The following is a 17,944-nucleotide window of genomic DNA, read 5'->3' as shown; positions in this document are numbered from 1 at the left end:
TCACAGGAGGCCATCATGGGCGAACTCGTCGACAAGATCAAAGGCAACGTCAACGAAGCGATCGGCAAGGCCAAGCAGCACAGCAAGGACCCCGAAACGCGCGCGGACGGTGAGAAGCAGGAGCTGAAAGGCAAGGCTCAGCAGTTCGCCGGCAAGGTCAAGGGCGCGCTCGGCGACGATATCTGAACTTGCAACAAATCCGCATAAAAGACGGATTAGGGGCCGTTTCCTGCGGGAAGCGGCCCTTTTTCATGGATGGGCCGATTCGACTCGTTAACTTTCGTTGTGCATTATCCTGCTTTCGGGCCGGGCTTTTCCCGGCGCAAGTCAGCCATCCGGGGGGCTCGACTCGTGATCAACGCCGTTGCCGAACATCCAGTACTTCCTTTCGCTCATGGCGAGTGGCGCGTCGAACCGCGCGGCAGCCTGGGCTATGTGCTCGCACAGGCGCGCCGTGAGCGCGAGATGACGATCGAGCAGGTCGCCGCGCAGACGCGCGTGCCGATCCGCTATCTCCACGCGATCGAGGACGAGCAGTTCGAGATGATCCCCGGACGCATCTACGCCAAGGGGTTCGTCAAGGCGTTCGCGCGCTCGGTCGGGCTGTGCGAGCGTTGGGCGGGCGAGGCGGTCACCGCCGCGATGGCCGAAAAGCGGGCGCTGGTCGCGGCCTGACCTCCCTTACCCCCGGATCGCGGTGATCGTGGTGCCGGGGGTGATGAACTCCACATCGGTCTTGAGGTGCAGCAGGCGGACGCCGCTCTGCGCCAGTGCGCGATCCAGCGCCGGCGCGAACTCGTCGGTCTTGACCACGGTTTCGGCCCAGCAGCCATAGGCGCGGGCGAGCGCGGCGAAATCGGGATTGTGCAGCGTGGTGCCGGACAGGCGCGCGGGGAACTCGCGCTCCTGATGCATGCGGATCGTGCCATAGGCGCCGTTGTCGATGATCAGCACCAGCATGTTCGCGTCGTGCTGGATCGCGGTGGCGAGTTCCTGGCCGTTCATCATGAAGTCGCCGTCGCCGGCGAGCGCGACGGCGAGCCGGTCGGGGTGGCGGAGCGCGGCGGCGACCGCGGCGGGGGTACCATAACCCATCGCGCCGGAGGTGGGAGCGAGCTGGGTCGGCTGGGCGCCGTAATGCCAATAGCGGTGCCACCAGCCCGAGAAATTGCCCGCGCCGTTGCAGATGATCGCGTCGTCCGGTCCCAGCCGCTCGCGCATCGCGGCGACGCATTGGCCGAGGTCGAGGGTGACGCCCTCGCGTGGCTTGGGCGTGGACCAGTCGAGCCAGTCGGCATGGGCTTCGGCACCATCCGGAAAGGGCGTGTCCAATGGCTTCAGGCTGGAGAGCATGTCGGCGAAGATTCCGACGTCGCAGCATACCGCCATGTCGGCGTGATAGACGCGGTTGAGCTCTTCCGGGTCCGGGTGGACATGGATCAGCGTTTGGCCGGGGTGGTCGGGCGTGACGAGCGTATAGCCGTCGGTGGTCGCTTCACCGAGCCGCGCGCCGACGACCAGAAGCACATCGGCATCGCGGATGCGCTGGGTTAGCTTGGGGTTGGGGCCATAGCCGAGATTGCCGGCCCAGGCTGGGGAGGTGTTCGCGATCGCGTCCTGACGGCGGAAGGCGCCCGCGACCGGGATGCCCCAGCGCTCGGCGAAGGCCGCGAAGTGGAGGCCGGTCGAAACGTCCCAGCCCGCGCCGCCGACGATTGCCATCGGGCGTTTCGCGGTGCGGATACGCTCGACGATCTGGTGCGCCGCTTCCTCATTGACGTCGGGCATCAGCGGGTAGGGGGTTGAGACCGGCCGATCCAGCGCCTCGACCTCATCGAGCAGCATGTCCTCGGGCAGCGCGATCACCACCGGACCGGGGCGTCCGCTGATCGCGACGTTCCAGGCGCGGGCCACATACTCGGGGATGCGGCGGGCATCCTCGATCCGGGTCGCCCATTTGGCGAGCGGGGCGAACATCGCGGGGAAATCGACTTCCTGAAAGCCCTCGCGGTCGCGCATCGAGCGATCGACGTCGCCGATGAACAACAGCATCGGCTGCGAATCCTGCATCGCGACATGGACGCCGATGCTGGCGTTGGTCGCGCCCGGGCCGCGCGTGACGAAGCAGACGCCGGGCTTGCCGGTCATCGTGCCGTCGGCGCAGGCCATGAACGCGGCGCCCCCCTCTTGCCGGCAGGTGACGAGATCGATTTCGGGCACGTCGTGCAGCGCGTCGAGCACTGCAAGGAAGCTTTCGCCGGGAACGTGGAAAATACGATCGCAGCCCTGGGCCACGAGATTGTCGACCAGGATGCGGCCACCGTTGCGAAGCGTCGTCATGCCGCCTTTCTGGCGCCCCGTGGCGGGGAAGTCGAGCCGGGTAATGGCGTAGAATCGCGATATTGCTTAGGGTTGGGCAGGACGACGGGAGAGTAGGCGATGCGGGTGGCGAGTTGCGGGTGCGGTGCGGTGACGGCGGCCTGTTCGGGCGAACCGGTGCGGATTTCGGTCTGTCACTGCCTGGCGTGCCAACGGCGCAGCGGCAGCACGTTCGCCGCGCAGGCCCGTTTCGCCGCCGAGAATGTCGTCACCTCGGGCGAGACCGCATGTGGCAGCGGACGGGCGATGAGGGTGGGGTCGGCAGCTTCCACTTCTGCACCCACTGCGGATCGACGGTCTGGTACACATTCGATGGCCAGCCGGATGTGATCGCGGTCGCGCTCGGCGCGTTCGCCGATCCGCACGCCTTCGCTCCGCCCGTCCACTCGGTCTATGAAGAGCGCAAATTCGCCTGGGTGGCAGTCGATGCTCCGGGGATGGAGCATATCGACTAGGACGGATAGCGTGCCTTGAGCATCGACCAGACCGCGCGAAGGCTCATCGCATCGCCGCCCTTGGGGCGGCCTGGCTTGGGCGTGGGGCGCCAGGCGAACAGGTCGAAATGCGCCCAAGCGATCTGCTTGGGCACGAACCGGCGAAGGAACAGCGCGGCGGTGATCGGTCCGGCAAAGGGGCCGTCGGCGGAATTGACCATGTCGGCGATGTCCGACTTCAGCATCTCGTCGTAGCCGTCCCAGAGCGGAAGGCGCCACAGCGGGTCCTTCTGCGCAATGCCGTGATCGAGCAGATCGTTTGCCAGCGCATCGGTGTTGGCAAACAGCGCCGGAAGCTCCGGGCCGAGCGCAACCCGCGCCGCACCGGTCAGTGTGGCGAAGTCGAGGATCAGGTCGGGCTTGGCTTCGACCGCCTTGGCGAGCGTGTCGCCCAGGATCAGCCGCCCCTCGGCGTCGGTATTGGTGTTCTCGACCGTAAGGCCCTTGCGCGTTTTGAGCACGTCTCCGGGACGGAAGGCGTTGCCCGCGACCGCATTCTCGACTGCCGGGATGAGGAGGTGGAGGCGGACGGGAAGGCGCTGCGCCATCACCACGCCGGCGAGCGCCAGCGCGTGGGCGGCACCCCCCATATCCTTCTTCATCAGGCGCATGCCCGCGCTCGGCTTAATGTCGAGACCGCCGGTGTCGAAGCACACACCCTTGCCGACCAGCGCGAGGCGCGGATGCTTGGGGTCGCCCCATTCCAGCTCGATCAGGCGCGGCTCGCGCCCACGCGCGGCGGCCATGCCGACCGCGTGGATCATCGGATATCCCTGCTCCAGCGCGTCGCCTCGCGTGATACTAAGCGTCGCGCCATTCGCCTTGGCGAGCGCGGCGGCTTCGGCCTCCAGTTCGGCGGGGCCAAGGTCGGCGGCGGCGGTATTGACCAGATCGCGCACCTTGAAGGTCGCGGCGGCGAGGCGCAGCGTCTCTTCGATCCGGCCCGGCTCACCCGTCAACAGCGTGCGGGGACCGACCGGGTTCTCGTCCTTGCGATAACGGTCGAAGCGATACTGGGCGAGTACCCAGCCGAGCATCGCCGCGCCGGGTTCGCCGGAAGCGAGACGATAGGTCCCCTCCGGCAATTGCTCGCCGAGCGAGGCTATGCGGTAGGGCGAGGTTTCCGCCTCGTCGCAAACCAGCAGCATCGACCAGTCATCGTCCTTGTCGCCAGGCAGCACCGCACGGTTGCCGGCCTTGCCCACCACCTTGTTGGCGGTGATCGCGGTGCGGACGCGTACCGGCTGGCCCTTGAGCCATTCGGTCCATTTGTCGGGATGGACGACGTGGATGATGCGCGCGGGCTGGCCGCGATCGGGCTGAAGCAGCGGGGAGAGGTCGGTCATTGCGGTGATGTAAACATCCTGTGGGCTGGCCGCCAAGCGCTATCGGCGAAGGCAGAGGGTGAGCGCGCGATCGATCATCGCGGAAAGGCGGCTGCGGCTCTCCGCCAGCACCATCGGATCGAGGCCGCGCTCCCGCGTTTCGAAGTTCACATAGTCCAGCCCGTGCAGCAGTGCGTAGTTGGACAGCGAGCCGTCGGTGACGCCGACCCGCTCGAACACGACATTGAAATCGGCCTTGTCGAGTGCTCGACCGCACCATGCCGTCGCCGGCGATGTGCCGCTGCGCCAGGGCACATAGGCCAGTGTATCGTCGTCATCGAACGGCCAGGTGCGGCTCCGCGATGGGGAGGGCTGCATCACATCGTCGCAGAAACGGATCGAGACTTCGCCCCGGCCGGGCGGGTCGGACTGGTTACAGCTCGACGAGGAGATGTCGAAGCCGGGCGAATTGGTGTGCAGCGCGATGATCGGACGGGCGCCGCTGCGATAGTCGGCAAGGACGGTGTTGGCGTAGCGGGGATAGCCGTCGCGGAAATTGCGGTTGGGATCGATCGGGCGGCCGCGGTCGACCGCGCCGTTGCGGCGGCGGCCGTCCTCGACGATCCCCGAGTCGACCGCGATCACCACGCCGCCATGTTTGCGGACGCCGGCAAGGGCGGCTTCGAACCCGGCATTCTCGTTATCGTGGGGCACGAACCACAGCGGGCCACGCGGTTTCTTGGTGTTGGCGATACGGAACAGGCGCCAGGCGCCGCGTTCCTCGCGGAATTCGATCTGGCTGACCGCCAAGCCACGCCATTCCGCCGGATCGCGGTGGCGGGCGAAATCATCGTCGGCGATGGTCAGCGGATCGACCGGGGTGCGGCGCACCCCGTCATCCTGTCGCGTGCCGCTCAGCGCCAGCCACAGGGCGGCGGCGAGAGCGGCGCGGGCAAGCATCAGGCCAGCGGCACGCCGTACAGATCGTGCTCGTCGGCGTCCTCGATCTCGACCTTGACGATATCGCCCTGTTTCAGATGGCCGGCATCGCGAAGGAAGACGGTGCCGTCGATTTCGGGCGCATCGGCCTGTGATCGAGCGTTGGCGCCATCGTCCTCGACCTCGTCGATGATCACCTCAAGCGTGCGGCCGATCTTGGCCTGCAGCTTGGCGGCGCTGATCGCGGCGGTCTTTTCCATGATCCGAGCGTAGCGCTCTTCCTTGACCTCTTCCGGCACCGCGCCGGGCAGGTTGTTGGCGGCGGCGCCCTCGACCGGCTCGAAGCGGAACGCGCCGACGCGGTCGAGCTGAGCCTCGTCCAGCCAGTCGAGCAGATACTGGAAATCATCCTCGGTCTCGCCGGGGAAGCCGACGACGAAGGTCGAGCGGATCGTGATGTCCGGCGCGATGCTGCGCCAGTTCTTAAGCCGCTCCAGTACCTTCGCTTCGTTCGCCGGGCGCTTCATCGTGCGCAGCACCGTGGGGCTGGCATGTTGGAACGGGATGTCGAGATAGGGGAGGATCAGCCCCTCGGCCATCAGCGGGATGACCTGATCGACATGGGGATAGGGATAGACGTAATGCAGCCGCACCCAGGGTGCGATCTTGCCCAACTCGCGGGCGAGATCGGTCATGTGAGGGACGATTTGCTCGCCCTTCCACATCCGTGGTTCCTTGCGGATGTCGACGCCATAGGCCGACGTGTCCTGGCTGATGACCAACAGTTCCTTGGTGCCCGCTTCGACGAGCTTTTCCGCCTCGCGCAAAATCGCGTCGGGGCGGCGGCTGACGAGGTCGCCGCGCAGCGCCGGGATGATGCAGAAGGCGCAGCGGTGGTTGCAGCCCTCCGAGATCTTCAGATAGCTGTAATGGCGCGGGGTCAGCTTGAGGCCGCTGTCGGGCACCAGGTTGAGGAAGGCGTTGGGCGGCATCGGCGCCGCGTCGTGCACCGCGCCGACCACTTCCTCATATTGATGCGCACCGGTGACCGCGAGGACGTTGGGGAAGCGGGCGCGGATGACCTCCGCCTCCTTGCCCATGCAGCCCGTGACGATGACGCGGCCATTCTCGGCAATCGCCTCGCCGATCGCCTCGAGCGACTCTTCCTTGGCGCTGTCCAGGAAGCCGCACGTATTGACCAGCACCACGTCGGCGCCGGCATAGTCGGCCGACATGGCATAGCCGTCGGAACGGAGCTTGGTCAGGATACGCTCGGAGTCGACCAGATTCTTGGGACAGCCGAGCGACACCATGCCCACCTTGGGGGCTTCGGGAAGTCGCGTTGCCATGATTGGGCGCGCACATAAGGAATTTTGCGAAAAAAGATAGAGGGCGGGCGAGGGGACAACCTCGCCCGGCTTGTCATCGTCTCATCCGCACTACGGTGAACGGCGCACGGTTGTACGCCAGGGCCGAAGCGAAGAGGCCAATACGATATCGAGATGAACCGCCCGACCGCGCACCGCGTCGATCGTTCGCCCAAGCTGGCGGGCGATCTCACCGGGTGGTTGCCGTTCGGCGGCCAGCCGGCGGAACTCGGCGTCGTCTTCCGCAGTCCACGGGCGCCGCAGCCTGCGCGGAGGGGTTTCGGCGTCCGTCATGGCCGGCTCCCTTCGGCGCGGGCGTCGCGCAGGATTTCGATGCTGCCCCCGATCGCGACCAATGCGGTGGCGACGCCGACGACAAGGTCAGGCCAATTCTGCCCGAGCCACAGCACCAGCACCCCGGCGACCAGGATACCGCCGTTGGAAATGAAGTCGTTGAAGCTGAAGGTGGTTGCGGCGCGCAGATTGACGTCGGGCTCTTCGATCCCCTGCAATTTGCGCAGGCACACCCAGTTCACCACCGCCGCGACCGTGGCCATCGCCATCATCATCGGCCCCATCGGCTCGCTCCCTTCGACGAAGCGGCGGCCGACATCGATCAGCACCCCGATCGCGAACAGCAGCAGCATCACGCCGGACGCCATCGCGGCGCGCGTCTTCCACACCCGGCTGCGGCGAAGCGCGACAAGGCTGAGTGTATAGACCGCCGCGTCGGAAAGGTTGTCCAACCCGTTGGCGATCAGCGCGCTCGAATCCGCAAGCGCACCCGCCGCCAGCAATCCGCCGGCGAGACCGGCATTGAGCACGAGGACGAGCCACAAGGTTCGCCGCTCATGCTCCTGTCCTCCGGTTCGTTGTTCCGCCATCCCATGGCCCTTTCGAACAAGCGCCCACCGCCGCGCCGGGCGACGGTGGGCGATAGGTTGCTAGTGCGCCGGTTGCGGCGTGCCGCGCGGCTCTTCGTGCTCGACCTCGGCCACGTCGGTCTCGCGCCGGCCGTAGCGGGCGTAGAGCGTGGGCAGGACGAACAGGGTGAGCAGCGTCGCCGAGATCAGGCCGCCGATGACGACCGTGGCGAGCGGTTTCTGCACCTCCGCCCCCGATCCGGTCGCGATCGCCATCGGCACGAAGCCGAGCGAGGCGACCAGCGCGGTCATCACCACCGGTCTCAGACGTGCGAGCGCGCCTTGCCATGCCGCCTCGGCCCTGCTGACGCCGCGCGCCATCAGGTCCTGGATCGACGTGACCATGACCAGCCCGTTGAGCACCGCGATACCGGACAGCGCGATGAATCCGACCGCCGCGGTGATCGAGAAGGGCATCCCGCGCAGGAACAGCGCGAGCACCCCGCCCACCAGCGCAAGCGGCACGCCGGTGAACACGATCGCCGCATCGCGCACGCTTCCCAAGGCTCCGTAGAGCAGCAGGATGATCAGCGCGAAACAGGCCGGGACCACCAGCATTAGGCGCTGGCTCGCCGACTGGAGATTCTCGAACTGGCCACCCCATTCGAGATATTCGCCCGCCGGCAACCGGACCTGCGTGGCGATCTGTGCCCGGGCGTCCTCGACCACGCCGGCGACGTCGCGGCCGCGGACATTGGCCTGAACCACCACGCGGCGCTTGCCGTTCTCGCGGCTGATCTGGTTCGGGCCTGTCGTCACCGCGATATCGGCGATGCTCTCCAGCGGGACGAACGCGCCGTCCGGCGTCGGCACGGGGACTTGCCCCAGCGTCTGCAGATCGGCACGCGCCGCATCGGTCAGCCGGATGGTGACCGCAAAGCGCCGGTCGCCCTCGAAGATCATGCCGGCGTCGCGTCCGCCGATCGCGGCGGCAAGCGTGTCCTGCATAACCTGCGCGGTGATGCCCAGCCGCGCCATCGCGTCGCGATTGGGCCGGATGTCGAGCATCGGCAGGCCTTCGGTCTGCTCGACGCGAACATCGGTCGCCCCCGGCACCTTGCGCAGGATGCCGGCGATCTGGTTGGCGGTCGCGTTCATCGCATCGGTGTCGTCGCCGAACACCTTGACCGCGATGTCGCCGCGCACGCCCGCGATCAGCTCGTTGAAGCGCATCTGGATCGGCTGGCTGATCTCGAACGCGTTGCCGGGAAGCCCTTCCAGCGCCTTCTCGATCTTGGCCACCAGCTCGGCCTTGGGCAGCTTCGGGTTCGCCCAGTCCTTGCGGTCCTTCATGATGATGAAGGTGTCGGAGATGTTGGGCGGCATCGGGTCCGACGCGAGCTCGGCGGTACCGGTCTTGGAGAAGACGAACTTCACCTCCGGGATCGCCGCGATCGCCTTTTCGACGCGCAATTGCATCGCTTGGCTCTGCTCGACCGAGGTGCCCGGCACGCGCAGCACTTGCGCGGTCGCGTCGCCTTCGTCGAGCTGTGGCAGGAACTCCTGCCCCAGCGTCGCGAACGCGCCGATCGCGATCAGGAACGCGCCCACGGCGGCCACGATCGTGATGAGCGGCCGCTTCATCGCGCGGGTCAGGCCCGGCTCATAGCGGCGCTTGAGCCACGACATGATCCGGCCCTCTTTCTCCTCGACCGGCTTGGACAGCCAGATGGCGAGCATCGCCGGCACGAAGGTTAGCGAGAGGACGAAGGCGCAGACCAGCGCGAGGATGACGGTCAGCGCCATCGGCGTGAACGTCTTGCCCTCCACCCCGGTCAGGGTGAGCAGCGGTACGTAGACGAGGATGATGATCGCCTGGCCATAGACCGATGGGCGGATCATCTCGCGCGTCGCGCTCGCCACCACCTGAAGCCGTTCGCCCTTGTCGAGCGTGCGGCCGATATGGTGCTGGCGCTCGGCGATGCGTCTCAGCGCATTCTCGACGATGATGACGGCGCCGTCGACGATCAGGCCGAAGTCCAATGCGCCGAGGCTCATCAGGTTCGCCGAGACCCCGCCGCGCAGCATCCCGAAGCTGGTCATCAACATCGTGACCGGGATCACCAGCGCCGCGATCAGCGCCGCGCGGAAATTGCCGAGCAGCAGGAACAGCACGACGACGACCAGCAGCGCGCCTTCGGACAGGTTCTTCGCCACCGTCTTGATCGTCGAGTTGACCAGGCCGGTGCGGTCGAGCACCGGCTGGATGATGATGTCGGTCGGCAGCGATGCGTTGATGCTGTCCAGCCGTGTCGCGACCGAAGAGGCGACGTTGCGGCTGTTCTCGCCGATCCGCATGATCGCGGTGCCGACGACGACCTCGCCGCCATTCTCCGACGCCGAACCCATGCGGATCGCCTGACCGAGCTTCACCGTGGCGACCTGGTTGAGCAGGATCGGCACGCCGTTGCGCGTCGCGATGACGGTGCGGGCGAGCTGGTCGGCATTGGCGATGCGCGCGTCGGAGCGCACGGCAAGACCCTCGCCATTGCGGTCGACCACGCCCGCGCCGACGGCCTTGTTGTTCGCCTCCAATGCGGCGGCGAGATCGCCGAGGCTGAGCTTGAGCGCGGTCAGGCGCTGCACGTCCGGCACCACCTGGTACTGCTTCACATAGCCGCCGATCGAATCGACACCGGCCAGGCCGGGGACGGACTTGAGCAACGGCGCGACGATCCAGTCCTGCGCGGTGCGCAGATAGGTCGCCTTGTCCGCTTCGCTGACCAGCCGGTCGCCCTCGGGGGTGATGTAGCTGCCGTCGGGCTGCAGGCCGGGGTCGCCAGGCTTGTGTTTGTCCTCCGGCCGATGGGCCATGTGGACGGTCCACATATAGACTTCACCCAGACCCGTGGCGATCGGCCCCATCTCGGGCGCGACCCCCTCGGGCAGGTTTTCTTCGGCGGTCCTCAGCCGTTCCGCGACCTGCTGGCGGGCGAAATAGATGTTGGTCGCGTCGGTGAACACGGCCGTTACCTGCGCAAAGCCGTTGCGGCTCAGCGAACGGGTATATTCAAGGCCGGGGATGCCGGCGAGCGCGGTCTCGATCGGGAAGGCGACCTGTTTCTCGACCAGTTCGGGCGAGAGGGCAGAGGCGCGGACGTTGATCTGGACCTGGTTGTTGGTGATGTCGGGAACGGCGTCGATCGGCAATCTCGACAGGGAGAAGGCGCCGACGACGACGGCGATGAGGGTGATGAGCAGCACGAACCAGCGCCGCTCGACCGCAAAGGTGACGATGCGTTCGATCATGACTTAATGCCCATGCTCGGCTTCGCCCTTGCCGAGTTCGGCCTTGAGGGTGAAGCTGCCATTGCCTGCGATCTCCTCGCGCCCGGTCAGGCCAGAATTGATCGTGACGGTGCCGGCGCCGCGTGCGCCGAGCGTGACCGGCTGCGCGCGGAAGCCGGTGGGTGTGCGCACGAACACCATGTTCCGGTTCTCGACGGTCTGGACCGCTGCCGCGGGCACGCTGACGGTGCCGCTACCTTCGCCGGGCAGACCGATCGACGCGGTAACTGGCTCACCGACGCGCCACTGGCCGCCGCGATTGTCGATCAGTGCGATCGCGGTGACGAGCCGCGTGGCCTCGTCCAGCACTGGCGAGACGAAACTGATCCGAGCGAGTGAACGCCGCCCGCCTGCGCTCACCTCGACCGGGGTGCCGACCGCGACTCGCGCGGCGTCCGCCGGCGACAGCGAAACGCTGACCGCGACGCGAGAGAGGTTGGACACGCGGAATAGCTCGGCATCCGCCGCAACCGTTTGCCCAAGCACCACCGGCCGCGCGGTGATGCGCCCGCCGATCGGCGCGGTCACGCCGATGCGGTTGAGCGCTCCACCGCCGACGCCCGCAGCCGAGACCTGTTGCTGGGCAAGCCGCATCGCGATCCCGGCCTCGGTCGCGGCGGTGCGCGCCGCGATCAGATCACGCTCGGGCGAGACGCGCAGCTTGAACAATCGCTCTTCGCGCTGAAGGTTCGAGCGGGCCAGCGCGGCGCGTGCGCCCGCCGCCTCGACTTCGGCGCGGAGCGTGGCCGCCTCGCGGCTCTCGATCACAGCGACCACCTGGCCGCGCGCGACCGGCTCGCCCAGGTTGCGGTTGAGCGCGACGACGCGACCGCCGATCGCTGCGGAGACGACCTGGGTTCCTTGCGGGTCTCCCTCGATCGTCGCGGGGAGGATGAGGGCGCCACCGCCGCTGGCGGTGGCGCGGATGACTTCGATCCCCGCCGCCTTGATCTGTTGCGGCGTCAGCGCGATCGCGCCTTCCTCGTCCTCTTCGGCCTTGGCGGGTGCGGCTTCGTTGCCGCCGGTTTCCGCCTTGGCCTCGGCACTATTGTTGGCCGCCGGCTCACCGCCCGAACAGCCGGCGAGCAGAATCGCCAGGGCGAGCGGCGCCGTGGCTCCGATCATGAGCTTCTTCATTGCGTGTTCCCCGTTGGCGCCGATGCCGGCGTGGTGAGCCGGGCAAGCCGTGCCTCGGCGTCGTGATACTGGGCGCGGGCGTCGATGGCGGCGGTGCGGGCATCGAGCAGCGCCTGTTCGGCCTCGAGCAGGACGAGCTGATCGAACTTGCCCTCGCCGTAACCGATCCGTGCGATCCGCGCGGCTTCCTGGGCTGCGGCCAGAACCGGGCCGGAAGCGCGGACGCTTGCCGCGGCGCGATCATGTTCGCCGCGGACGGCGGTAATCGCCCGTTCGGCATCGAACCGCGCGAGACGCCGCCGGGCTTCGCTCTGGTTGCGCAGCGCGGTCGCCTGATCCACGGCGGCGCGGCCGTTGTTGAATACTGGCAGTGGTACCGACACGCTGAACAGCATCGCGACATCGCCCGTCGCTTGCTGGCGGCGCGTTCCGGCACTCAGCGTCAGATCGGGGATACGTTGGCTGCGCGCGAGCCGTAGCTGTGCTTCGGCGGTAGTGACATCGGCACCGGCTGCGGCGAGCGCCAAGGTGCCGTCGGCGTTCGGCGGCGTGGCCGGACCGGCGCGAACGATTTCGACCGTTTCAAACCACCCTTGATCGAGCGCGCCGGACAGGTCGGTACCGATGAATTGCGCGAGCGCCGCCCGGCTCGCCGCGACGCTGCTGCGCGCACGTTCGAGTTCGGCTTCGGCATTGACGGCAAGCAGCGCGGCTCGCTGTTCGTCGATCGGGGAGTTGGCGCCGACGACGACACGGTCGCGGGCAATGCGCAGATTCTCCGCGGTGACGCCGACCTGGGCCTGGGCAACGGCCAACCGGCGCTCGGCCGCGACCGCCTCGATATAGGATTGGGTGACCTGCAGCTTGAGGTCGGCGTTGGCCGCCACCGCATCGACGCGCGCGCGCGCCGTCTTCGCTTCGGCCACCGCGATTCGCGCCGGTCGCTTGCCACCGAGTTCGAGCGGCAGGGCGAAACCGATCGTGGTCTCCGCGCCGCTCAGGCCGCGAGCCGGGCCAGTACCGATCACATTCTCGACATCGACGTTGATCGACGGGTTGGGCCGAAGCGCCGCGACCCTGCGGCCGGCTTCGGATGCTTCGATTTCCAGAGCCGCAACTTCACCGGCGGGCGAGATCGCGCCGGCGCGGGTCAAGACCTGATCGAGCGTCAGCGTCTCTCCGGCCGCGACGGGCGCGGTTGGAGGCGCGGTTTGCGCCTGCGCAATGCCTGCGCAGGACGCCGCGGCGAGCATCGCCGCGTAGAGGGACTTCATGATGGAATTCTCCTGACAACCTGAAATGGCCGCCGGGCACGTGCCGGCGGCGATGGGTCGTCAGGCTTGTGGAGGCCTCAAGGCTGGATCGAGCGCAGCGGGAGCCAACGCCGAGGCGGGGCCGCGCATACGCATGTCTTCACGAGAGGTCAGTTCGGTCGCGACCGCCATGTCGGCGGGCGACGCGTAATGGTGGCCGTGACAGCCACCATGCTGATGCGCGACATTCTTGTCGCCCATGTCGGTATCCGGTGCGCCTGGCTTGGCGTGATCGGTATCGGCACCGGTCATTGTCCGCGAAACCTCGACGCAGACCGTCCGCTCCACCGCATGCGCGATCGGCGCGGTGCCGATCGACAGCAGTGCGAACGCGCACAGCATCAAGGTGAGTAGGCGGACCATTGAAACCGCCCCTTACCGGGTTGCGGACTCAATGTCACCATAGAAACCAAATGGTTCGGAAGTTGATATGGCGTATCATATCCCAGGCTGCCGGAATTTTCTCCAAAGCCGATCGATGTATCGCTATCTGAAAGATTAATGACCGAGAGGTGTGTTGGATTTTGGAGGATGCGTACGGAATTATGCTATAGATAAACAGAAATCGATTGGTTCTATACTATCCGGATGAGGCGATATTTGCTGGACTATCGCGATGCGTTCTGTGACGCATCGAACAAGGCGGCGGCGGCTTCGGCGTTGAGCTGCCCGCCGAGCAGGTCGCCCTGGCCCTGTTCGCAACCCGTGCCGATCAGCGCGCCTTCCTGATCGCTCGCGTCGATCCCTTCGGCGGCGATCGTCATGCCCAGGCCTTGGCCGAGGCCGACCAGCGCCTGGACGATTCCGGCGCTCTCACGCTGGCTGGTCATCGCGCGGACGAAGCTGCGGTCGATCTTGACCTTGTCCAGGCGGAAGCTGCGCAGGTGATAGAGGCTCGAATAGCCGGTCCCGAAATTGTCGAGCGCGATGCGGATTCCGGCCGCCCGCAACGCGCCGAGCACATTACGGGCGTTGTCGAGATCGGCGACGAACGCGCTTTCGGTCACGTCGACCTCCAGCCGTGCGGGCGCGATGTCGGCTTCCGTCAGAATCTGGATGATCCGCGCGGCGAGCTGCGCGTCGCGGAGCTGGCTGGCATGGATATCGATCGACAGGGTCACATGTGCGGGCCAGGTCTTGGCCGCGACACAGGCGCGTCGCAGCACGCGCTCGCCGATCTCATGGATCAGGCCGACCTCCTCGGCGATCGCGATGAACCGCTCGAGCGGGATCTCGCCGCGTTCTGCGTCCAGCCAGCGCGGCGCGGCGTCGAATCCAAGCACGGCATGGGTGCGCAGGTCGAAGGTCGGGCGATAGACGATGTCGATGCGGTCATGGTCGAGCGCGTCGCGAAGCGCATCCTCGATCACGGCGCGTTCCCGGATCTGGGCGTCCATGCCGGGTTCGAAGAAGCGCAGGGCGCCGCGGCGTTCGCCCTTGGCGCGGTAGAGCGCGACATCGGCCTTGCGCATCGCCTCCTCGATCGTCGTGGCGTCCGACGGAACCAGCGCGATGCCGACTCCCGCGCCGACGCGGTGGCTGGCGCCGGCGGCGGGGATGGGGAGTTCCAGCGCCTCGATCACGCGGAGCGCGATGTTGGTCGCGGCTTCCGGATCGGCCAGGTGGGTGGCGAGGATCGCGAACTCGTCGCCTCCGAATCTTGCGACAAGATCGCCGTCCCGCATCGCGGTCATCAACCGCTGCGCCACGCCAATAAGTACCTCGTCCCCTGCACCATGGCCATGAACATCATTGATCCGCTTGAACCCGTTGAGGTCGAGCAGGAGCACGGCATGTGCCGCATCGGCTCGTGGCGGCGAATTGAGCGCGGCGCGCAGTGCGTCATCGAAGCGACGGCGATTGGGCAGGCCGGTCAGTACGTCCTGATAGGCGAGCTTGCGTATTTCACGTTCAGCGGTGAGGCGTCGAGCAAATTCGCGCTTCTGACGGAGGTAATGTCTGGCGGCGTAAGCGAGTAGTGCACAGGCAAGCAAAGCCCCCAGCAGAAGGGCTTCGTCGAGTTCGACGATCGCGGTGCGCGCGTCGATTCCGGCCTGATTCTCGAACAGATCGATCGCGAACGCGATATAGGCGACCACGCCCAGCGCCGCGAGCAGCAGGCTGATGTCACGAATGGCGAATCTGTGGCGAATGACGAAACTCCGGACACCGACCCAGGTCATAGCCCTATTTCCCGTTCAGGCGGGCGCCTAGTTCCCATTTCCCACGATCTTCGCGTCGCGCTCGATCTTGTCCCGCGCATCGACGGATTGTTCCTGACCCTGGGCCCGGATCGCAGCCGCCGCGTCGAGATCGTCGCGGCTTTCGTTGCGCAGCGCCTGACCGGCGGACCCGCCCTTGGCCCGAGCCTCATCGGCCAGTTCGGCGCTGGCTTCGTCGAGATGATCCGCGCGCTCGTCGGCATCGTCCGCGATCCGCTCTTCGGCCTTGATCGCATTCCCCTCGACCAATTGCGCGTTTCCGGGGCTTTCGGAGCAGGCCGAACAGAGCAGAAGCAGCAGGCCGGCGCCAAGCCGGGCGGGTGTGAGGCTGGAAGCGATGTGTCCGGTCATGACGATCCCCTGACTATCGAAATGGGTATAACGCCCGCCGTCTTACCAATCGGTTAGGCGGCCTTCTGGCCCGTCCGCACCACTTCGACGATCATATCCCCGGCCATCAGCATTTTCGCCTCGTCAGTGAAGAAGCCATAGGCCGTGCCGCCGCGATAGAGCCGCAGGCCGATGCCGGTGGCGATGGCGGCGAGCGGCTGGCCGACCTCCTCGGGGCGGACCGGGCGTTCGCTGAGCGCGACCGGCCCCTCGATCGAGGCGAGATCCATCATGTAATCGGCGACGTGCCGGCTCTTGCACGAACTGGCGAGCAGCAGCCCGGCGAAGCTCACGGGGTTGATCACCGTGGTGGCGCCGGCGGCGCGGGCCGGAAGCTCGTTATCCTCCGCCTTCACCACCGTGCTGATCCGCAGATCGGGCGCGAGGTGGCGCGCGGTGAGCGTGATGAGGACCGAGGTGTCGTCGCGCCCCGCGCTGACGATCATCGACTGGGCACGGGTGATCTTGACGTCCTCAAGCGTCGCGTCGCGCGTGGCGTCGCCCTGGATGACCGCGCAGCCGCATTCACGGGCGCGCTCCAGCGCCTGCTGATTGCCGTCGATCACCACGATATTGCCGGGATCGGTGCCGCGCGCGATCAGTTCGTCCACCGCTTCGGAGCCGGTGGTGCCGAAGCCGGCGACGATAATGTGGTCGTGGAGGTTTCGCTGGATCAAGGCCATGCGCCATCTATCCCATGTACGCTTGAGGACGAAATTATAGGCGGTGCCGAGAAACAGCAGCACCGCGAAGACGCGGATCGGCGTGACCACCAGCGCATCGAACAGCCGGGCGCGTTCGGTGACCGGCGCGATATCGCCATAGCCGGTCGTGGTGATCGAGATCATCGTGAAATAGACGATGTCCGCGAAGCTGATATGCCCGTCATAATTGTCGCGCAGCCCTTCCCGGTCGAACCAGTGGACGCCGATCGCCAGCGCGAGCAGGCCGACGATCGCCAGCACGCGCCAGGAGATCGAAACCCAGACGGGCAGGGTCGATTTGCGCTTGAGCGTGGCGTGAGGAGAGAAACGCATGGAGACGAAAGTCTAGCCGGTATCGCCGGGCAATCAATGCACGCTAGGGCCGTGCGGGCAGCCGCGGGACGGGATCGACGGGAGTGCGGCCCTGGCGCATCTCGAAATGGAGCTGCGCGCGGTTAGCACCGCTGTCGCCCGAAAGCGCGATCATCTGGCCGCGCTTCACCGACTGGCCGCGCTGAACGAGCAACTGGCCGGCATGGCCATAGACGGTGGTCCAGCCACCGCCATGCTGAAGGATGACCAGGCCGCCGAGCGAGGGAATGTCGCTGCCGACATAGGCGACGGTGCCGTCGGCCGAGGCGAGGATCGGGGTGTCGAGCGGGACGGCGATCTTGAGCCCGTTGCTGCGTTCGCCCGAGGCCACCGGACCGAAGCGGCGGACGATATTGCCGCGCACCGGCCATTGGAACTGACCCTTGAGCGCCGCCGGCGGAGCGACCGCGGCGGTTGACGGAAGCACGCGGGCGGACGAAGCGGTGGGCCGGGTGGGCCGTGCGCGTTCGGGGATCGCGGGCTGGCTGCCCGTAACGATGTCGTCGATGTCGAGGCGGAAGGCGGCGGCGCGCTCCTCGCGCGTGCGAGGCCGCTCGGCACCCGGGATCAGCACGCGCTGGCCGGTCCGCAGGATATAGGGTTCGGCAAGGTCGTTGGCCGTGACGATCTCGTTCCAGGCGACGCCATAGGCGCGCGCGATGGCGATGCCGGTCTCACCGTCGCGGACGAGGTGATAGCGGCCACCCGGGATCGACAGGCGCTGGCCCGCGCGGATGACGAAGGGGCGTTCGAGCTGATTGGCGCGCGCGATCGCTTCGGAACCGGCGCCGGTGGTGGCGGCGATGCCGCGCAGCGTGTCGCCGGGCTGGACGATATAGGTCGACGCGGTGACGGTGCGCGCATCGGCGGTGACGCGGCGTGCCTCCCATGCCGGTGGCGGCGCGGGGAGGGCGGTGACGTCTTCACGCCGCGGCGCGCGCGTCGGATCCTCTTGCGGCTCGTCGGCATAGCTGCGCGCGGGCGGCGGACCACTGCCCGAAGGAATGCACGCGGATGCGAGCGGCACCAGCGCCGCCACGATCACAATCCGAAAACAGGCCCCCCGGCCAACCATGACTCGCCCCCTGGCA

The 17,944-nt window shown here is 67.1% G+C and carries 18 protein-coding genes; 4 read left to right on the top strand and 14 right to left on the bottom strand.

Annotation, left to right across the window (positions count from 1 at the left end):
* Positions 1-15 precede the first annotated feature (15 nt).
* Together AC07M1_RS11370 and AC07M1_RS11365 are read left to right on the top strand one after the other, a co-directional pair.
* Positions 16-186 carry a CsbD family protein gene (locus AC07M1_RS11370; RefSeq protein ID WP_495162649.1) on the top strand — a complete coding sequence of 57 codons (171 nt, stop codon included), beginning with the start codon at positions 16-18 and terminating at the stop codon, positions 184-186.
* A 165-nt stretch (positions 187-351) separates the two neighbouring features.
* Complete coding sequence (locus tag AC07M1_RS11365) at positions 352-675, top strand: helix-turn-helix domain-containing protein (RefSeq protein ID WP_495162648.1); 324 nt, start codon at positions 352-354, stop codon at positions 673-675.
* A gap of 6 nt (positions 676-681) precedes the next feature.
* On the opposite strand, the gene AC07M1_RS11360 is transcribed toward AC07M1_RS11365, so the two are convergent.
* Complete coding sequence (locus AC07M1_RS11360; RefSeq protein WP_495162647.1) at positions 682-2,340, bottom strand: thiamine pyrophosphate-binding protein; 1,659 nt, start codon at positions 2,338-2,340, stop codon at positions 682-684.
* 99 nt (positions 2,341-2,439) lie between these two features.
* Here AC07M1_RS11360 and AC07M1_RS11355 point away from each other — a divergent pair, with 99 nt between their 5' ends.
* Positions 2,440-2,709, top strand: a complete 270-nt coding sequence (locus AC07M1_RS11355) for a GFA family protein (protein ID WP_495162646.1) — start codon at positions 2,440-2,442, stop codon at positions 2,707-2,709.
* Complete coding sequence (locus AC07M1_RS11350; RefSeq protein WP_495162645.1) at positions 2,607-2,834, top strand: GFA family protein; 228 nt, start codon at positions 2,607-2,609, stop codon at positions 2,832-2,834. The genes AC07M1_RS11355 and AC07M1_RS11350 overlap by 103 nt, the downstream gene beginning before the upstream one ends.
* On the opposite strand, the gene AC07M1_RS11345 is transcribed toward AC07M1_RS11350, so the two are convergent.
* The 13 genes from AC07M1_RS11345 to AC07M1_RS11285 all read right to left on the bottom strand — a co-directional run bounded on the left by AC07M1_RS11345 (position 2,831) and on the right by AC07M1_RS11285 (position 17,928).
* Complete coding sequence (locus AC07M1_RS11345; RefSeq protein ID WP_495162644.1) at positions 2,831-4,219, bottom strand: leucyl aminopeptidase family protein; 1,389 nt, start codon at positions 4,217-4,219, stop codon at positions 2,831-2,833. The two genes, AC07M1_RS11350 and AC07M1_RS11345, sit on opposite strands and share 4 nt — an antisense overlap.
* 39 nt (positions 4,220-4,258) lie before the next feature.
* The gene (locus AC07M1_RS11340) at positions 4,259-5,158 is read right to left on the bottom strand and encodes a hypothetical protein (protein ID WP_495162643.1); all 900 of its coding nucleotides are present in this window, start codon (positions 5,156-5,158) and stop codon (positions 4,259-4,261) included.
* Positions 5,158-6,486 carry a 30S ribosomal protein S12 methylthiotransferase RimO gene (gene rimO, locus AC07M1_RS11335; RefSeq protein WP_495162642.1) on the bottom strand — a complete coding sequence of 443 codons (1,329 nt, stop codon included), beginning with the start codon at positions 6,484-6,486 and terminating at the stop codon, positions 5,158-5,160. The genes AC07M1_RS11340 and rimO overlap by 1 nt, the downstream gene beginning before the upstream one ends.
* Positions 6,487-6,576: 90 nt before the next feature.
* Positions 6,577-6,798: a hypothetical protein gene (locus tag AC07M1_RS11330; protein WP_495162641.1), complete on the bottom strand. Its 222-nt coding sequence runs from the start codon at positions 6,796-6,798 to the stop codon at positions 6,577-6,579.
* Positions 6,795-7,388, bottom strand: coding sequence for a cation efflux transmembrane domain-containing protein (locus AC07M1_RS11325; protein WP_495162640.1), 594 nt, complete (start codon positions 7,386-7,388; stop codon positions 6,795-6,797). Before AC07M1_RS11325 ends, AC07M1_RS11330 begins: the two co-directional genes overlap by 4 nt.
* Positions 7,389-7,448: 60 nt before the next feature.
* Positions 7,449-10,676 carry an efflux RND transporter permease subunit gene (locus tag AC07M1_RS11320; protein ID WP_495162639.1) on the bottom strand — a complete coding sequence of 1,076 codons (3,228 nt, stop codon included), beginning with the start codon at positions 10,674-10,676 and terminating at the stop codon, positions 7,449-7,451.
* 3 nt (positions 10,677-10,679) lie between these two features.
* The gene (locus AC07M1_RS11315) at positions 10,680-11,852 is read right to left on the bottom strand and encodes an efflux RND transporter periplasmic adaptor subunit (protein ID WP_495162638.1); all 1,173 of its coding nucleotides are present in this window, start codon (positions 11,850-11,852) and stop codon (positions 10,680-10,682) included.
* Positions 11,849-13,126 carry a TolC family protein gene (locus AC07M1_RS11310; protein ID WP_495162637.1) on the bottom strand — a complete coding sequence of 426 codons (1,278 nt, stop codon included), beginning with the start codon at positions 13,124-13,126 and terminating at the stop codon, positions 11,849-11,851. Before AC07M1_RS11310 ends, AC07M1_RS11315 begins: the two co-directional genes overlap by 4 nt.
* Positions 13,127-13,186: 60 nt before the next feature.
* Positions 13,187-13,528 carry a hypothetical protein gene (locus AC07M1_RS11305; RefSeq protein ID WP_495162636.1) on the bottom strand — a complete coding sequence of 114 codons (342 nt, stop codon included), beginning with the start codon at positions 13,526-13,528 and terminating at the stop codon, positions 13,187-13,189.
* Between the two features lie 245 nt (positions 13,529-13,773).
* On the bottom strand, positions 13,774-15,348 hold the full coding sequence (locus AC07M1_RS11300; protein ID WP_495162635.1) for a putative bifunctional diguanylate cyclase/phosphodiesterase: 1,575 nt from the start codon (positions 15,346-15,348) through the stop codon (positions 13,774-13,776).
* A 27-nt stretch (positions 15,349-15,375) separates the two neighbouring features.
* Positions 15,376-15,738 (bottom strand): hypothetical protein, encoded by a 363-nt coding sequence (locus tag AC07M1_RS11295; protein ID WP_495162634.1) that lies wholly within the window; start codon positions 15,736-15,738, stop codon positions 15,376-15,378.
* Positions 15,739-15,791: 53 nt separating this feature from the next.
* Positions 15,792-16,814: a potassium channel family protein gene (locus AC07M1_RS11290; RefSeq protein WP_495162633.1), complete on the bottom strand. Its 1,023-nt coding sequence runs from the start codon at positions 16,812-16,814 to the stop codon at positions 15,792-15,794.
* A gap of 43 nt (positions 16,815-16,857) precedes the next feature.
* A complete protein-coding gene (locus tag AC07M1_RS11285; protein ID WP_495162632.1) occupies positions 16,858-17,928 on the bottom strand; it encodes a peptidoglycan DD-metalloendopeptidase family protein in 1,071 nt (356 codons plus the stop codon).
* Between the last annotated feature and the right edge of the window lie 16 nt (positions 17,929-17,944).

This window comes from Sphingomonas sp. GW821-FHT10C01 (assembly GCF_059415525.1).
This window is presented reverse-complemented; position numbering and strand designations above follow the sequence as displayed.

Bases quoted from the DNA above. Each gene is read 5' to 3' on its own strand.
- AC07M1_RS11370 (WP_495162649.1), top strand. From the start codon at position 16: ATGGGCGAACTCGTCGACAAGATCAAAGGCAACGTCAACGAAGCGATC.
- AC07M1_RS11325 (WP_495162640.1), bottom strand. From the start codon at position 7,388: ATGGCGGAACAACGAACCGGAGGACAGGAGCATGAGCGGCGAACCTTG.
- AC07M1_RS11350 (WP_495162645.1), top strand. From the start codon at position 2,607: ATGTGGCAGCGGACGGGCGATGAGGGTGGGGTCGGCAGCTTCCACTTC.
- rimO (WP_495162642.1), bottom strand. From the start codon at position 6,486: ATGGCAACGCGACTTCCCGAAGCCCCCAAGGTGGGCATGGTGTCGCTC.
- AC07M1_RS11345 (WP_495162644.1), bottom strand. From the start codon at position 4,219: ATGACCGACCTCTCCCCGCTGCTTCAGCCCGATCGCGGCCAGCCCGCG.
- AC07M1_RS11290 (WP_495162633.1), bottom strand. From the start codon at position 16,814: ATGCGTTTCTCTCCTCACGCCACGCTCAAGCGCAAATCGACCCTGCCC.
- AC07M1_RS11315 (WP_495162638.1), bottom strand. From the start codon at position 11,852: ATGAAGAAGCTCATGATCGGAGCCACGGCGCCGCTCGCCCTGGCGATT.
- AC07M1_RS11305 (WP_495162636.1), bottom strand. From the start codon at position 13,528: ATGGTCCGCCTACTCACCTTGATGCTGTGCGCGTTCGCACTGCTGTCG.
- AC07M1_RS11320 (WP_495162639.1), bottom strand. From the start codon at position 10,676: ATGATCGAACGCATCGTCACCTTTGCGGTCGAGCGGCGCTGGTTCGTG.
- AC07M1_RS11340 (WP_495162643.1), bottom strand. From the start codon at position 5,158: ATGCTTGCCCGCGCCGCTCTCGCCGCCGCCCTGTGGCTGGCGCTGAGC.
- AC07M1_RS11330 (WP_495162641.1), bottom strand. From the start codon at position 6,798: ATGACGGACGCCGAAACCCCTCCGCGCAGGCTGCGGCGCCCGTGGACT.
- AC07M1_RS11295 (WP_495162634.1), bottom strand. From the start codon at position 15,738: ATGACCGGACACATCGCTTCCAGCCTCACACCCGCCCGGCTTGGCGCC.
- AC07M1_RS11300 (WP_495162635.1), bottom strand. From the start codon at position 15,348: ATGACCTGGGTCGGTGTCCGGAGTTTCGTCATTCGCCACAGATTCGCC.
- AC07M1_RS11310 (WP_495162637.1), bottom strand. From the start codon at position 13,126: ATGAAGTCCCTCTACGCGGCGATGCTCGCCGCGGCGTCCTGCGCAGGC.
- AC07M1_RS11355 (WP_495162646.1), top strand. From the start codon at position 2,440: ATGCGGGTGGCGAGTTGCGGGTGCGGTGCGGTGACGGCGGCCTGTTCG.
- AC07M1_RS11360 (WP_495162647.1), bottom strand. From the start codon at position 2,340: ATGACGACGCTTCGCAACGGTGGCCGCATCCTGGTCGACAATCTCGTG.
- AC07M1_RS11285 (WP_495162632.1), bottom strand. From the start codon at position 17,928: ATGGTTGGCCGGGGGGCCTGTTTTCGGATTGTGATCGTGGCGGCGCTG.